The 14,965-nt window shown below is 66.4% G+C and carries 13 protein-coding genes; 11 read left to right on the plus strand and 2 right to left on the minus strand.

From position 1 onward, the window contains the following. Positions 1-120 precede the first annotated feature (120 nt). The 7 genes from BM310_RS17875 (at position 121) to BM310_RS17905 (ending at position 8,230) form a co-directional block, all read left to right on the plus strand. Entirely contained in the window at positions 121-894 is a 774-nt protein-coding gene (locus BM310_RS17875; RefSeq protein WP_089810326.1) for an SDR family oxidoreductase, read from the plus strand. A gap of 89 nt (positions 895-983) precedes the next feature. Continuing rightward, positions 984-1,937, plus strand: coding sequence for a nucleoside hydrolase (locus BM310_RS17880; RefSeq protein WP_089810328.1), 954 nt, complete (start codon positions 984-986; stop codon positions 1,935-1,937). A 99-nt stretch (positions 1,938-2,036) separates the two neighbouring features. Next, the gene (locus BM310_RS17885; protein ID WP_089810330.1) at positions 2,037-2,225 is read left to right on the plus strand and encodes a hypothetical protein; all 189 of its coding nucleotides are present in this window, start codon (positions 2,037-2,039) and stop codon (positions 2,223-2,225) included. 85 nt (positions 2,226-2,310) lie between these two features. Next, entirely contained in the window at positions 2,311-3,159 is an 849-nt protein-coding gene (locus BM310_RS17890) for a universal stress protein (RefSeq protein WP_089810332.1), read from the plus strand. Positions 3,160-3,453: 294 nt separating this feature from the next. After that, the gene (locus BM310_RS17895; RefSeq protein ID WP_177232693.1) at positions 3,454-5,358 is read left to right on the plus strand and encodes a serine hydrolase domain-containing protein; all 1,905 of its coding nucleotides are present in this window, start codon (positions 3,454-3,456) and stop codon (positions 5,356-5,358) included. Positions 5,359-5,650: 292 nt separating this feature from the next. Then, positions 5,651-7,756: a formate dehydrogenase subunit alpha gene (gene fdhF / locus BM310_RS17900; protein ID WP_089810333.1), complete on the plus strand. Its 2,106-nt coding sequence runs from the start codon at positions 5,651-5,653 to the stop codon at positions 7,754-7,756. Between the two features lie 33 nt (positions 7,757-7,789). Next, on the plus strand, positions 7,790-8,230 hold the full coding sequence (locus BM310_RS17905; RefSeq protein WP_089810336.1) for a pyridoxamine 5'-phosphate oxidase family protein: 441 nt from the start codon (positions 7,790-7,792) through the stop codon (positions 8,228-8,230). Positions 8,231-8,267: 37 nt separating this feature from the next. Here the strand turns inward: BM310_RS17905 and BM310_RS17910 are convergent, their stop codons facing one another. Then, positions 8,268-10,802 carry a S8 family serine peptidase gene (locus BM310_RS17910; protein ID WP_089810340.1) on the minus strand — a complete coding sequence of 845 codons (2,535 nt, stop codon included), beginning with the start codon at positions 10,800-10,802 and terminating at the stop codon, positions 8,268-8,270. 295 nt (positions 10,803-11,097) lie between these two features. On the opposite strand from BM310_RS17910, the gene BM310_RS21890 reads away from it, so the two are divergent. The 3 genes from BM310_RS21890 (at position 11,098) to BM310_RS17920 (ending at position 12,649) form a co-directional block, all read left to right on the plus strand. Further along, positions 11,098-11,226 (plus strand): hypothetical protein, encoded by a 129-nt coding sequence (locus tag BM310_RS21890; RefSeq protein ID WP_281246525.1) that lies wholly within the window; start codon positions 11,098-11,100, stop codon positions 11,224-11,226. A gap of 185 nt (positions 11,227-11,411) precedes the next feature. Next, entirely contained in the window at positions 11,412-12,212 is an 801-nt protein-coding gene (locus BM310_RS17915; protein WP_089810342.1) for a ParA family protein, read from the plus strand. Continuing rightward, complete coding sequence (locus tag BM310_RS17920) at positions 12,209-12,649, plus strand: hypothetical protein (RefSeq protein WP_089810344.1); 441 nt, start codon at positions 12,209-12,211, stop codon at positions 12,647-12,649. Before BM310_RS17915 ends, BM310_RS17920 begins: the two co-directional genes overlap by 4 nt. Positions 12,650-12,738: 89 nt before the next feature. Here BM310_RS17920 and BM310_RS17925 read toward each other — a convergent pair whose 3' ends face one another. Continuing rightward, a complete protein-coding gene (locus BM310_RS17925) occupies positions 12,739-12,978 on the minus strand; it encodes a hypothetical protein (RefSeq protein ID WP_089810346.1) in 240 nt (79 codons plus the stop codon). A gap of 399 nt (positions 12,979-13,377) precedes the next feature. Here BM310_RS17925 and BM310_RS17930 point away from each other — a divergent pair, with 399 nt between their 5' ends. After that, positions 13,378-14,949 (plus strand): ATP-binding protein, encoded by a 1,572-nt coding sequence (locus BM310_RS17930; protein ID WP_245778542.1) that lies wholly within the window; start codon positions 13,378-13,380, stop codon positions 14,947-14,949. Positions 14,950-14,965 lie beyond the last annotated feature (16 nt).

Consider the following 14,965-nt stretch of genomic DNA (forward strand, 5'->3'; position numbering starts at 1 on the left):
GCCGTCGGTAAGACCCTTCGGCGTTCGGCCGGGGCGGTCGACCCCGACGCCATCCGAGCGAGCGTCCCGTCGGAATCCGTGGATTACAGTTATCACCGGCCGAGGAGAAGTTCGAGCGAGATGTCACTTCTCGAAGACAAGACGGCGGTTATCACGGGCAGTTCCGGCGGTATCGGACGCGGCATCGCGCAGACGTTCGCGGACCACGGCGCGTCCGTCGTCGTCGCCGACATCCGGGAAGACCCCCGGGAGGGCGGCACACCGACGCACGAACTGCTGCAGGAGGAGGGGTCCGAGGCGACGTACGTCGAGTGCGACGTGACGGACTACGACGACTGCGTCGCGGCCGTAGAGGCGGCCGAGGAGTTCGGCGGCGTCGACGTGATGGTCAACAACGCGGGCATCGTCGGCCCGCAGGACCCACTGGTCGACCTCGACTTAGCGGAGTACCGAAACCTCGTCTCGGTCAACCTCGACGGCGTGGTGAACGGGTCGAAGGCGGCGGCGTTGGCGATGGTCGAACGCGGCGAGGGCGGCAGCATCGTCAACATGTCGAGCGTCGCGGGGATGGTCGGATACGGCGGCATCACGCCGTACTCGGCGGCGAAGGGCGGCGTCCGCCTGTTCACCTACGCGCTGGCGAGCGAACTCGGTCCCGACGGGATTCGCGTGAACGCCGTCCACCCGGGCGTCATCGAGACGGCGATGACGAAGGAGGACTCGCCCATCGTCGGCACCGAACAGGAAGAGCAGTTGCTCCCGACGATTCCGCTCCGCCGGGTCGGCCAACCCGAGGACATCGGCGGCGTCGTCACGTTCCTCGCCAGCGACCTGGCGTCGTACGTCACCGCGGAGTCCATCGTCGTCGACGGCGGCCAGTTGAACAGCGAATAAACCGTCGACCGATATATCGAGTCGACGGGGCGGCGACCCCGTCGCACCGCCCAGAGAAACTAAACGGCGCGGCGGGGAAACGTCACGCCATGAGCAGACGCGTCCTCATCGACACCGACACGGCCGGCGACGACGCGATGGCGATTCTCCTCGCGGCAGTCGCCGACTCCGTCAGCGTGGAGGCACTCACCATCGTCGCCGGCAACGTCGAGTTCGACTACGAAGTCGAGAACGCGAAGCACTCGCTCGAAGTCGCCGACGCCACGGACGTCCCCGTCTACGAGGGCGCGCGCGCACCTCTCGTCAAGGACCACGAACACGCCGACCAGGTCCACGGCGAGGGCGGACTCGGCGGCAACCTCTTTCCCGACACCGGCATCCCTTCGGCCGATGGACACGGCGCCGAGGCCATCGTCGAACGCGCCCGCGAGTCGCCCGGTGAGTTGACTCTCGTCTGCATCGGGCCGTTGACGAACGTGGCCATCGCCCTCCGCCTGGAACCCGACCTGAACGAACTCCTCGACGAGGTGTGGGTGATGGGCGGCGCCGTCAACACTCTCGGCAACGACACGCCGTCGGCGGAGTTCAACTTCTGGGTCGACCCCGACGCCGCGAGCGTCGTCGTCGACGAACTGGACGTGACCCTCGTCGACTGGGGACTCTCCCTCCGACAGGGGACGTTCGAAACCGATACGCTCGCCGAGATAGAGGCGATGGGAACCGACTACGCGGAGTTCTTCACCACCGCCTCCGAACGCGCCCGGGAGTTCGCCCGCGAACAGTACGGCGAGGACAGCACCACCCAACCCGACTCGCTGGCGATGGCGTGCGCGCTCTACCCGGAACTCGTCGACGAGGCGAACGACTACTACGTCGACGTGGACGAACGCAAGGGGATGACCCGAGGCTACAGCCTCGTGGACGAACACGGCGTCACCGGCGAGGAACCGAACGCGCGCGTAGTCGAGTCGGTGGACGAGGAGGCGTTCGAGACGCTGTTCCTCGACGCGATGCGGCACGGCGACCCGGAGCGGTCGCTGTAACCGCTCTCCTCCGGTTTCGCCGGTCGGACGGTCTTGGAGTGCTCGTCCCTGCCGCCGGAGGCCGAACGGTTGTTAGGTGTCGGGCGCGGAGAGACGGGCGTGACCGTTCCCCCGCCGAACGTGGACGACATCGACGTGACAGACGAGGACGTCGACCCGCGACCGCACGCCGACCTGGTGGCCGCAGCGATGGAGGTCCGTTCCTGTTCGCGACCCGACGCGGCGGACTGGGTCGAACGGGTCGGCCCGGAGTACGCCGAGCGGGTGGTTCGCGCGCGATGGCTGTAAAACCGGTTCAGGAGACCAGAGACGCCCGTATCGTCACACGGGAACAGAGTCGGGGATTTATTAGGTGCGGAGACGAGCATCGGCCATGTTCGGCCGTCTTACAGGAGACGAACGCGCGGGGGCCGCCTCCTCGGACGGTGACGACGAGGCGTCGGGTGAGCGGGTGCTCTGTCTGTTCGATTCGGGAGAGGCGACCGACGGGCGGTTCGTTCAGGTCGCGGCGGCGATGGCCGACGGCGGTCGGTTCGTCGTCCCGGTGGACGGGGCGGCGACGGCCCAGTCGCTGAAACCGGAATCGACCCGCTCTCCGGTCGAGTACGAGACGCGATTCCTCGAACGCCCGTCGGCGATAACGACCGAGTGGGTCGTCGACGTGGTCAACCGCTTCGACATCTCCATCATCTTCGACATCCGCGACCGACAGTCCGTCCTCGGCGGCGGCGAACTCGCGTTGGCGACGGGACGCACGCACGTCACGGTGACGCCCGGCACCGAAGTCGAGAACCTCTCGTCCTGTCTCGTGCCCGTCGCCCGAGGGCCTCACCTCGACGAGACGCTGGACGTGGCTCGCGCCATCGGCGAGTCGCACGACGCCTGGTTGGACCTGTTCCACGTCGAGGACGGCGACCCGCAGGCGGAGACGGACGCCCTGTTCGACTACTGTGCGGACCGCCTCGGCGACTTCGACGCCTTCGACACGTGGCAGTACGACGGCTGGTCGCCGGCACAGGCCATCGTCGAGCAGTCCTCCTACTACGACGCGACGGTCATCGCCGCCCCGTGCAAGGGCCGACTCCGGGAGTTCGTGGACGGGTCGACGACCGAAGTCGTGCAATCGCTGTGCGAGAACTCGGTCGTCACCGTTCGAAGCGGCGACGTGGACTGCTCCCGCCTCGGCCGGTGGCTGGGGGAGTTCCTCGCGCCGAAGCGCTGAGTTCCCGCCACGTGCACCGGTTGCGAGCGATTTCGTCCCAGATTCGCGAGCGAATCGTCCGAACCGCCCCACGAGACTACTTCGTACTCGTTCTTATTTCTATCCTGTTCGACGCGATAGCCGTCCTTATCCTCCTGACGTGACATCGATCGGACATGGTCCGGCGCCGCCCACCGCCCGAACTCGGTCGGCCCGCCGCGCGCCGCGCGTGCGAACCGCTCGGCCGCCGCCCGAGAAACGGACAGTTCTCCAACCGCCAGACGAACGTCGCAGCCCCCATCCACAGGTCCCCCGATGCCCACCTCACTCTCCCGACGACGGTTCCTCTCGCGTTCCACCGCGGTCGGAGCCGGTACCGTCGTCGCCGCCAGCGGTCTGTCACGAGCCGAATCGAACGCCGAAACCGGTCGAGACGACGGAATCGAGTCGGTCGTCGAGCGGGCGGCCGAGCGCGCGCTGTCTGACCACGACGCCGGCGGCCTGGCCGTCGCCGTGGTCGAGGACGGTGACGTCGCCCTCACGGGCGGGTACGGCCACGCGTTCCGGAGCGAAGACGTCCCCGTTCGGGCCGACGAGACGCTCTTTCGCGTCGGCTCCGTCTCGAAAGTCGCGACGTGGACGGCGGCGATGCAACTGGTCGACGCCGACAGGGTCGACGCGGGCGCGTCGGTGAACGACTACCTCGACGCCGTCACCGTCCCGCGGGCGGACTACGAACCCGTCGCGCTCGAACATCTCGCGACGCACACCCCGGGGTTCGAGGTTCGGGGCTGGGGCGACGCCGTCAGAGACCCCGCGTACGTCCGCCCCCTCGCCGAGTCGGTTTCCACGGACGTTCCGACGCGCGTCAGGCCGCCGGGCGAACTCCCGCAGTACACCAACTACGCCGCCGCACTCGCGGGTCAGTTGGTGGCCGACGTGCGGGGTCGGTCGTTCGGCGCGTCCGTCGAGGCGACGGTGTTCGACCCCCTCGGGATGACGAACAGCACGTTTCGGCCGGCCCCGTCGGGACTCGTTCCGGCCGACGGGACGGCCGTGGCGGACGTCGTGGACTTCTACTCCGACGTGGCACCGGCGTCGGGACTGCACACCACCGCCGGCGACATGGTGCGGTTGCTGCAGGCGCACTTGAACGGCGGCGTCGCGGACGGCGAGCGAATCCTCTCGGCCGACGCCGTCGCGGAGATGCACCGGCGGTGGTACGCGCCGCACGAGCGGATGGACGGGATGGCGTTCGGCCTGTTCGAGCAGTCTCGCGGCGACGCGCGACTGGTCCGACACGGCGGCTCCGTTCCGAGTTTCGCCGCCGAGTTCTCGCTGCGCCCCGAAACCGGGAGCGGCCTGTTCGTCGTCGCGCACGGTCCCGAGGCGTCGGACGCCAAGCAGGAAGTGGTCGACGCGATACTCGACCGGATTGCCCCCGTCGAGTCTGGCGGTGCGCGACCCACTCCTTCGGCGATGCCCGAACGCGCGGACGAACTCGCCGGTCGCTACCGCTCCGTGAACACGGCCGACAACGCCACGAGCGAGAAACTCGTGTTCGGACTCCTCACCGGCCAGCCGATAGACGTCCGCGTCGCGGACGACGGCACTCTCGTCACGGAACAGGGTGACAGCGTCGACAGGTGGGTCGAAGTCGAACCGCTGCTGTTCGAACACGTCGAGACGGACGAGATGCTCCTGTTCAGCGACGACGGGGGAGAAGTGAGTCACCTGTTGCGCGGTCTGTCCGCGCACGAGCGAATCGGCTACCTCGAACGGCTCTCCGTGCAGGGGTGGCTGGCGACACTGGCGGCGGTGACCGCGCTGACGGGGCTGGTGGGGTGGCCCCTCGCGCGTGGCTGGCGTCGGGTCCGCGGCGGCGGGTCCCCGCCGCCGTCGGCGACGCGGGCGCGGTGGGTCGCCGGTGCCGGCGTCGGCGGACTGGTGCTGTTCGTCGTCGCGACGACGCTCGCCGTCGTCGCCGTGACGACGATGGACCGGCCGACGCTGTTCAACCGACCTCCCGAGTGGTTCGAGGCCGTCTTCGTCGTCCCGACGCTCGGAGCGGTTGCGACGCTCGTCGCCGTCGGCCTCGGGGCGCGCGCTTGGCACCGGAGCGAGTGGTCGCTCGGGGCTCGCGTCCACTACGCCCTCGTCGTCGCCGGGACGGTGGTCCTCTACGGCCTGCTGCACTACTGGAATCTCCTGGCGGTCTGACGCCGGCCGTTCGGTCGTCGACGACTCTCCTCTCTTCCAGTCGGGCGAACGACGCGGGCTGTCACGCCGACCCGGAGGAAGTCAAGCTGTCAAAACCGTCAAATAGTCAAAACCATAAAAAACGTCAAAAACGTCAAAATCGTCAAATCGTCAAATCGTCAAAACTGATATTTTCGTTCCTCCCTCGCAGCGACGCCGATTCGTTCGAGGGTCGGGCAGTCCGTCGGCACCGACGTCCCGAGGTGTGAGAACTACCCGCATCAACTAACTCCGTTCGTGTCGTACGCCCGTCATGGCCGATTCCGAAGACAGGGAGTTCGAGGCGCGACAGACCATCTGTCCGTTCTGCGGCGTCGGGTGCGCACTCGCGTACGACCCGAAAAACGGGAAGGCGACGGGACGAGAGGGGCCGGTGAACGCGCGCGGCGAACTCTGCCCGAAGGGGGTGGCGGCGTTCGACGTCGTGGACCACGACGACCGGTTGACGAAACCGCTCGTTCGCGAACACGGCCGGTTCGTCACCGCCCCGTGGGAGGAGGCGTTCGACCGCATCGAGGCGGCGTTCGGCGACATCGTCGCGGAACACGGGCCGGACGCGCTGACCTTCTTCGCCTCCTCGAACTGCACGAACGAGGAGAACTACGTCCTCCAGAAACTCGCGCGCATGCTCGGCACGAACAGCGTGGACAACTGCGCGCGCCTCTGTCACTCCTCCACCGTCGCCGCGATGGGCGAACGGTTCGGCGCGGGGGCGATGACGAACTCGATGGCGGACCTGAGGGAGGCGGACGCCTACCTCGTCGTCGGCGCCAACCCGGCCGAGAACCACCCCATCACCTTCCAGTCGTACCTCGCGCCCGCCATCAAGTCGGGGACGACGCTGATACACGTCGACCCGCGGGCGAACGCGACGACCAAGCAGGCGGACCACCACCTCCCGGTCAGACCGGGCTACGACATCCCCCTGCTGAACGCGATGGCGAAGGTGGTCGTCGAGGAGGGACTGACCGACGAGGCGTTCCTCGACGAACGCGTCGAGGGGTACGACGCGCTACGCGCGTTCCTCGACGACGTGGACGTGGACCGGAACGCGGACCTGGCCGGCGTCGACGCCGACGAACTGCGCGCGGCGGCGCGCGCGTACGCGAGTGTCGAACGCGGTGCCATCTTCACCGGGATGGGGATGAGCCAGCACCACTGCGGGACTGACAACGTCCACGCCCTCCTCAACCTCGCACTCCTGACCGGGAACGTCGGAAAGCCGGGGTCCGGGGTGAACCCGCTCCGCGGGCAGAACAACGTTCAGGGCGCGGGCGACGTGGGCGCACTGCCGAACGTCCTCCCCGGCTACCGGCCGGTGACGGACGAGGACGCGCGGGAACGACTGGCCGCGGAGTGGGGCATCGAACCCCCGCCGATGCCGGGGTTGACGGAGGTGGAGGCGACGCACGCGTTCGGCGACGAGGTGCGCGGCGCGTTCGTCCTCGGCGAGAACCCGGCGATGACGGAACCGAACGCGAACCGCGTCAGAGAGCAGTTCGAACGCCTCGACTTCCTCGTGGTGCAGGACCTGTTCCGCACGGAGACGGCCGAACACGCCGACGTGGTGCTTCCGGGGAGCGCGTGGGCCGAACGCGGCGGGACCGTCACGAACACCGACCGACAGGTCCAGCGGATGCGACCGAACGGCGACCCGCCGGGCGACGCCCGACCGGACCTCGACGTCCTCTGCGAACTCGGCGCGCGACTGGTCGACGCCGACGCGTTCGACTACGACGGTCCCGAGGCGGTGTTCGAGGAGTTGACTCGCGTGACGCCGCAGTACGCGGGGATGTCGTACGACGGCATCGGCGCCGGGAGCCAGCGGTGGCCGTTCCCCGAGGGCGCCGAGGAGGGCACCGCTGTCCTCCACCGGGAGACGTTCGGCACCGGCGAGAAACGGGCCGAACTGCGGGTCGTCGAACACGTCGACCCGGTGGACTCCGTCGACGACGACGAACTCGTCCTGACGACCGGTCGGGTCCTCCAGCACTTCAACAGCGGGGCGCTCAGCCGTCGGTCGGGCATCCTCGTCCGTCTCCGCGGCGAGGACGTTCTCCAGATTCACCCCGACGACGCCGCCGCGCGCGGCATCGAGGACGGCGACGAAGTCCGCGTCAGCAACGACCGAGGGACGGTGACCGTCGAAGCGGACGTGACCCCCGGCATCAGGCACGGGACGGTGTTCGCGACGTTCCACTACGCCGACCCGCTGGTGAACGTCCTCACCGGCGACACGCTCGACCCGGTGGCGAAGATTCCCGAGTACAAACACTCGGCCGTCCGCGTCAGCGTCGAACGCGCGGACGAGTCCGGCGAACCCGCCGACGAGTCGGGGGCGGCGACGGGGACTGATTGATACGCCCCGGTGACGTATCGTCGGGTGAGGACCATGGACCACATTCAATTCGTATACACGTTCGGGATGGAGGAATCGGAGGTGGAGGAGCGACTCCGCTCGGAGGTGGCCGGAGTGCTGTCGTTGGCCGACGACGGGACGGCGTACGGCGTCCCCGTCCACCACTACTACGACGGCGAGTCGCTCTACTTCAGACTCGGCGACGACGACCACAGCAAGAAGCTGTCGTTCGTGGAGACGACGACGGAGGCGTCGTTCGTCCTCTTCGGCGTCGAGGAACCGGAGTCGTGGAGCGTCCTCGTCGCGGGGACGCTCAGGAGACTGACCGGCGAAGAACGGGAAGCGTTCGACGCGGCCGAGATAAACGAGGACTTCGGGCCGTTTCGGGTGTTCGACGAAGCGGTGGACGAGGTGGAACTCGAACTCTTCGAGATGGAGATATCGTCCGTCACCGGGCGGCAGACGGGGAGGTAACGTCCCGAACGGGACTCCGCGGGCGGGCGAGAGAGCGTTACGCGCTCGTCTCGGGGGCTAGCCGCCAAGTGACGCGTCCGACTTCCTCGTCACCGTACAGTTGGCGGGCGGAAACCTCGAACGACCCGCGGCGGTGTTCCTTCGGGACGTCGACCAAGAGCGTCGCCCTCGCCCGAGAGCCGATTGGCAGCGTCGTCTCGCCGAACGTCGTCCGGCCGTGCGGATTCACCGGGATTCGGACGTCTCCATCCTCACCTTCGACCGTCGCGCCTCCGAGGTGTTCGTCCATCTTCGCGGCGTTCTCGCGGGGGAGTTGGATGAACGCGCGGGACCCCTTGGGAAGGGCCGCGTCTATCGATAACCGCGTCCGTACGTTCTCGCGCCGCCCGCCGGCGATGAAGAACGGCAACCGGACGAACGAGAACCCGGCCGCGGGCGCGTTCGAGACGACGTTGAAGTTGCGCCACGCGACGTTGTTGCGTTCGCTGACGAACCGCCTGTAATTCTCCATCGTATCGAAGTCCGTCGGTTCCGGCGCGGGGTCCGCCTCGGACCCGATCAGCGCCACGAAGCAGTAGTGGCCCGCCTCGGGAAGGTCAGCTTCGTCCCACTCGATCGGACCGGCCACCGTCAGCGTCTCGTCGTCCGCGGGGACGTTCGAGACGGTGACGGTCCCGATTTCGTTGTCGGCCCACAGATGGCCCCACATGAGCGTCGACGGTTCGCAGTAGTACACCGTCGCGGTCACGTCCCTCGCGTCGACCGGTCCGCGGTTGTCGATGCGGACGTAGACGTAGTGGTCCTGCCCGGAGACGACCAGCGACCCGAGCGAGTCGCTGTCGACGTTCTCGCCGGTGCCGAACTCCGTCTGCGGGTCGGCGGAGGCGTCGTGTCGGACGAAGACGTCTGGGCTGCGCCAGAGAGTCGGATGGTCGTGCGGGTCGCCGGTGTCGCCGACGTGGTCCCGGAGGAACGGGTCCGGTTCGGTGTTGAGGACCTCCTCGGAAATCCACTGCAGGTTCGGCATGACCCCGATGCGGTCGACCGTCGGGTCGAACGAGGGCGTGTTCCCCTCGCCGGGGGCCGCGCCGGGCGCAGGCCGTCGACTCAGAATCTGGCGCAGATGGCGGGGGCTGAACCGGTATCCCAGGTTCGCCTCGGCCATGCTCTGGACGGACACCGCCGCACCGGCGACGATGGCCGACGCCGACGAGGTCCCGCTAAAGTCGGTGAAGACACGGTCGGTCACTGACTCGGGAGTCTCCCCTTCGACGCCGAGCGTGGTCACGTCTCTCCCCCACGCGAAGCAGTCGATCCGGCTTCCGTAGTTGGAGAAGTCCGCCCGGGCGCGCGCACCACTGACCGCGGGGAAGAGGGGGTCCTTACAGGCGCCCACTAGGATAGCGCCCGAGTCCTCGAACGTCGGCGCGTCTCGGTTCAGTTCGACCTCGACGAGAGGCGTCTCGCCGTCGATTTGCAGCAACGAACTGAGCGTGTCCAGATCGACCCCGGTGTCGCCGCCGGGAATACCGTTTCCGGCCGCTTCGACGACGACGATTCCCAGCGCCGTACAGAGGCGAATCGCGTCGAAGTTGTGTCGTTGGGCCTCCGCCGGCGAGAGCTTGTAGTTGCCCTCACTCGTGTCGATGAGCAACGGACTCAGTTCGATGAGCAGAACGTCACCGAATCGGAGTTCCTTCGCGGCGACGAGCAGTGCGTCGGTGAGGCCACCCGCGTCGTCTTCGTTGATGTCGGCGATGTTCTTCGCCGAAATCGCTTCGACGGAGTCGAGTTCCGGGACGACGCCGAGGACCGCCTGGTCGTTGTCCCGACCGGCGACGACGCCGAGAACGGCCGTCCCGTGGTTTATCGCCTCGACTCGGGCCGCCGGTTCGGTCGCGTCGTCGGGGTTCAACACCGGCGCGTTCTCGCCTGCAAGGAGTGCGCTCTCGGTGAGGTTTAAATCGGTGTGATCGAACTTCCAGCCGTGTTCGATGTCGACGAATCGAACGGTGCTCCCCTGACCGTCGCCGCCCGGGACGGCCCACGCGCCTGTCGCGACGGTGTCTCGAGCGGAGGGGTGGACGATTGCACCGATGCCCGTCGGGGCCGCTTCGAGGAACTGCTGTGCAGTGAAGAACGGGTCGTCCTGGTACTGAACGGTGACGGAAGCCGGAATCGGCTCTCCCGGGACGTAAGCCGTCTCGACCGTACTCCAATCCTCGAGTTCCCGTGCTAACTCCAACGGGTCGCGTCCGACCGGACACTCCGCCACGAAGTACGTGAGGAGGTTGGGAGGACGGTACGTCGGGTCGGCCTTCGTCGCTCGTCGAACTAATCGAGTAATCTCCTTCGAGTCGAGCGCACGAAGGAGTTTCCGGAGGCTCACGCCGGGGAACTTCGCCTCGACGTCGCTCCACGGACCGATGCCGCGTCTTTCGACGACGTCCTCGACGGCGTCCTCGTAGGGAATCGTCACGTCGTCGCGGAACTTCACCACGACGGGTTGTCCGTACGCTCGTTCCGCTGCACTCACGCCGTCCGGCCGTCGCTCTCGCGTCTCGTTTTCCATCTGTATCACTTCCGTCCGGCCCGAAGCGACGACGCATCGAGTCCGACGAACCCATTACATTACGCTCTCTCGGGCAATAACCTTCGCTACTCCTCGGTTTGGAGACTTTCGGCCGTCCAGACGGCAGGGTTTCGATCGGCCCGGACTCCGAGCATCTCTCCGTTCGAGGGAGTAGGTCGAGACGGGACACCGAACAGCACAGTCGCACGTCGCTATCAGTCAGTATTTTCTATTACAGTTAATCAGACGACGTCTGTATGTCCGAGAACCGCGCGGCGCAGTTCGGTGTGATACAATGAATCTCGAGGAATTTATCGAAACGCGCGGATCGGAAGAGGGCGGAGAGACGTTCCAACTCCACTTCGGCGGCGAGAGCGGGTTCGTCGTCCTCCAACCGTACGAGGAGTTCCAGCCCGGCCAATGAGCGTCGGCGGTCGCTTTTTTTCGCCGAGCGGAGAACGCACGGCCACGAACGATGCGTCGAGTTCCTATCGATTCCTCTTTCGCCGTCGTCCCTCACCCGACCGCCGAGTTGGGTAGCAAAACTAGCAAAACCATACGAATAGCCTTTGCCGGAAAGTATAAGTTTTGATGGACAAGCCGTGCAGTATGAGTGGTCCGGCAAAACTCTGCGTCTCGAACCAGAAGGGTGGGGTGGGAAAGACGACTATCGCCATCAACGTGGCGGGCGCGATAAACGAACGCGGCCACGACGTGTTGTTCGTCGACTTGGACCCGCAGGGCAACGCGACGGAGAACCTCGGTCTGATGGAGGCGTACGACGACGAACCGCCGACGCTGTTCGACTGTCTCACGGACCCCGAGACGCGGGAGGCGGTGACCGACATCGTCCGGGAACACGAGGAGATGGACGTCATCCCCTCGAACATCGACATGACGGCCGCCGAGCCGGAACTGACGCTCTCGCGACGAAGCGGCGAACAGTTGGCGCTGGTCCTCCGCGAGGTGGAAGACGACTACGACTACGTCATCGTCGACTGTCCGCCGAACCTGGGTAACCTGATGGACAACGCCCTGTTCGCCACGCAGAACGTCCTCATCCCCGCTCTCGCCGAGTCCACTTCCAAGCGCGCGTTCGAACTACTCTTCGACCACGTGGACGCGTTGGAGTACGACTACGAGATAGACATCGAGGACTGCGGCGTCGTCGTCAACCGCATCGACGTGCGGAAGAAACAGGCCCGCGAGATGGTCGAGTGGATCAACGCCGCGTTCGACGACGTGCCGGTGTGGCAGGTTCGCGAACGCGCGGACGTCCAGAAGGCACTCGACGCCGGCGTCTCCCTCCTCCAGTACAACCCCGACTGCGACATGTGCGAGGTGTTCCGGGACGTCGCCGCCGGTCTAGACGACCAGTTCGGTCTGGAGGAACCGGAGGTCGAAGCATGAGCGGTGAGGACCGGGCCGACCGACTCCGACGCCGACGACAACGCGCCCGTGACAAGGTCAAGTCGGACGAGGGGGACGATACGGACGAGACGGCAGAGACGGCAAAACCGGACGAGACGGCAGAGTCAGACGAGGCGACAAAGCCGGACGAGACGGACGCGACGGGCGAGAGCGACGAGGGAGACGAGACAGGCGGGAGCGAAAAACCGACGCTGTCGGTCAAAGACGAACAGAAACCGACCTACATGTATCTCCCTCACTCGATTCGTCGTGACCTAGACCGGTCGTACTCGATGCTGAAAGCCGAGTACGAGTACGAGTACCAGGAGGGTTTCGAGAAGAACCGGCACTTCTACCCGCTGGTCGTCTCTCTCGGACTGGAGGCCGTCGAGGAACTGGACCCGGAAGACGTCCGTGCCCACCTCGCCGACGAATGAGAGGAGAGACCGACCCGAACGTCGCCGCGAGGGCCGTGTCCGTCCGCAAGGTCACTCCCGGTCGAAAATAGCGGTGACTGCGGCCGTCGTTACAGGTCTCGCAGTCGAATCTCGTCGTCCGTGACGGCCTGGACGCGCGCTTCCTGCAGGGGGTAGTCCTCCTCGTCGGAGTCGCCCCAGCCGAGTTTCGCCATCAGTTTCTCCGTGATGCCCGGGTCGGGGTCGATGTAGGCCGTCCCGTGTTCGACCGAGGAGACGACGCCGACCTGGTTTCCGTCGCTATCCACGACCGGTTTGCCCGTCTCGTCGTCGGTGATAGTTGTCGCCATGCAGTCGAAAGGTAGACCGGAACGATTGATGGTGAGTGTGGCTGTATATACCGGGTGTTTTAAATTACGTCTCAGACACAGCGGACCAGCACGCGAATCTGCCCTCGTGAGACGACGAACGCCGACCACAGGAGAGGCTCGAATTCGGGACGAGACCGGCCGTGATCCGGAGCAGAGAGCGACGAGAGAGACGAGATGGAAACGACGACAAAGATGTTTTTGCCGTCTTTGCCATCAAATTCGTCACGGAAGCCGAAACGCGACGGCGACCTCACGCCGCACGCCGCGTCCGAACGGTTTTGTCGGCCGACACGCCCCCGTGATGCGTTCGCGCGCGTCGAGTATCACGAGTGAGAACGAAGAATCGACTTTTTAACGAGGGTCGGCGAACAGGCGGACGTGATAGTAGGGGGGCGAACCGAAGACGTGGCGTATCTCTGCGCGGACGGGTCCGTGAGGCAGGGATACCGACTCGGAGACGCGCGGCCGTTGCGGACGCTCGGTCGAATCCAGTACGCGTGGGACCGGACGACGGACGACGGACAGATTCGCGAGTACGTCACCACCGCGGGGTTCCTCGTCCGAGACGGGCAGTTGTCCGCCGCGAACGTCGCCGCGACGCTCCACTTCGAACGGGTGCTCGACGTCGAACACGTCGAGGAGTTCGTCGAGGCGTGCGAGACGCGTGGCGAGGAGATTAGCTCGGAAGCGGCCGCGAACTGCGACCCGGCGAAACTTCGCGGACACGCCGCCGACGCCGTCGAGTTCGTCAACAACGCCGCTCGCGGGGCGGCGGAACATCGGTACTGGGACTGGGACCGGGCGCAGACGCCCATCGGCCGAAATGGCCGGTTCGTCCAGAGCCTCCCGGACGGGTTCCACGCGGACCTGCGCGACGCACTCGAAACCGAGTTCGGCTGGGCCTCCCACGCCGACGCCACGGTCCTCGCGAACCTGACGCCGAGACGCGTCCGCGGCGTCGTTCGGTTCCAGCGGGGCGACCAGAAGCAGCCGACGACGCCCGACGACGTGACCGACGAGATGTCCGAGGCGGTCCGACCCGCCGGCGAAGACGACGAACACGGGGAGGCCGAACAGTGGCTGTGCGAACCCGATACGACGTTCGACGACGTCGCCGCGATGCACGAGGTGAAAGACCGCTTGCGGCAGACGGTGTTGCACCCGCTTCGGGACCCAGAACTGTTCGAGGAGTACGGCGTCGGAACGATAAACGGGATACTCCTCCACGGCCCGCCGGGAACGGGGAAGACGTACGTGAGCCGTGCGCTCGCGGGCGAACTCGACCGACCGTTCCTCCGGATCACGCCTGCAAACGTGACGAGCAAGTTCGTCGGCGAGAGCGCGGACAACGTCGCGGAGGTGTTCGAAGTCGCCCGCAGACACCAGCCGAGTATCGTCTTCATCGACGAACTCGACGCACTCGGGACCGACCGGAGCGCGACGCACAACACGCAGAGTGAACGGCAGATGCAGAATCAGCTCCTGCTGGAGTTGGCGGACTTGGAGGCCGACGACGTCGTCGTCATCGGCGCGACGAACAAACTCGACGAGTTGGACGAGGCACTCACCCGAACGGGTCGCTTCGACGAGTGGATCGCCGTCCCCCTCCCGAACGCGGAGTCGAGGCTGTCGATGCTGTTGCACCACCTCCGGGACCGACCGACAGACATCGACGAAGCCGATTTAGGTGAGTTCGCCACGCTGACGGAAGGCTTCAGCGCGAGCGACATCGAATCCATCGCGAACGAGGCGGCGAGACGCGCTATCGACGAGACGTACGACACCGGAACTCGGCAACCGATAGCCGCGCGCCACGTTCGCGCCGCCGTCGAAGCCACCGACTCCCACACCGACCGAACGGTGAGTCGGTCGAGGGATTCGGGCGACGGCGTCGACGTGGCCGACGACGGTACCGAGGAGTCCGACAGACACCCCCAGATGTCGCTGTAGGCATCGAGACTCCGTC

The sequence above is a fragment of the Halogeometricum rufum genome, assembly GCF_900112175.1.
In the GTDB taxonomy this organism is placed as follows: domain Archaea; phylum Halobacteriota; class Halobacteria; order Halobacteriales; family Haloferacaceae; genus Halogeometricum; species Halogeometricum rufum.

What these genes read in the sequence shown, in the direction of transcription:
- fdhF (WP_089810333.1), top strand. Translation starts at nt 5,651, where the DNA reads ATGGCCGATTCCGAAGACAGGGAGTTCGAGGCGCGACAGACCATCTGT.
- BM310_RS17905 (WP_089810336.1), top strand. Translation starts at nt 7,790, where the DNA reads ATGGACCACATTCAATTCGTATACACGTTCGGGATGGAGGAATCGGAG.
- BM310_RS17875 (WP_089810326.1), top strand. Translation starts at nt 121, where the DNA reads ATGTCACTTCTCGAAGACAAGACGGCGGTTATCACGGGCAGTTCCGGC.
- BM310_RS17890 (WP_089810332.1), top strand. Translation starts at nt 2,311, where the DNA reads ATGTTCGGCCGTCTTACAGGAGACGAACGCGCGGGGGCCGCCTCCTCG.
- BM310_RS17915 (WP_089810342.1), top strand. Translation starts at nt 11,412, where the DNA reads ATGAGTGGTCCGGCAAAACTCTGCGTCTCGAACCAGAAGGGTGGGGTG.
- BM310_RS21890 (WP_281246525.1), top strand. Translation starts at nt 11,098, where the DNA reads ATGAATCTCGAGGAATTTATCGAAACGCGCGGATCGGAAGAGGGCGGA.
- BM310_RS17910 (WP_089810340.1), bottom strand. Translation starts at nt 10,802, where the DNA reads ATGGAAAACGAGACGCGAGAGCGACGGCCGGACGGCGTGAGTGCAGCG.
- BM310_RS17920 (WP_089810344.1), top strand. Translation starts at nt 12,209, where the DNA reads ATGAGCGGTGAGGACCGGGCCGACCGACTCCGACGCCGACGACAACGC.
- BM310_RS17895 (WP_177232693.1), top strand. Translation starts at nt 3,454, where the DNA reads ATGCCCACCTCACTCTCCCGACGACGGTTCCTCTCGCGTTCCACCGCG.
- BM310_RS17925 (WP_089810346.1), bottom strand. Translation starts at nt 12,978, where the DNA reads ATGGCGACAACTATCACCGACGACGAGACGGGCAAACCGGTCGTGGAT.
- BM310_RS17880 (WP_089810328.1), top strand. Translation starts at nt 984, where the DNA reads ATGAGCAGACGCGTCCTCATCGACACCGACACGGCCGGCGACGACGCG.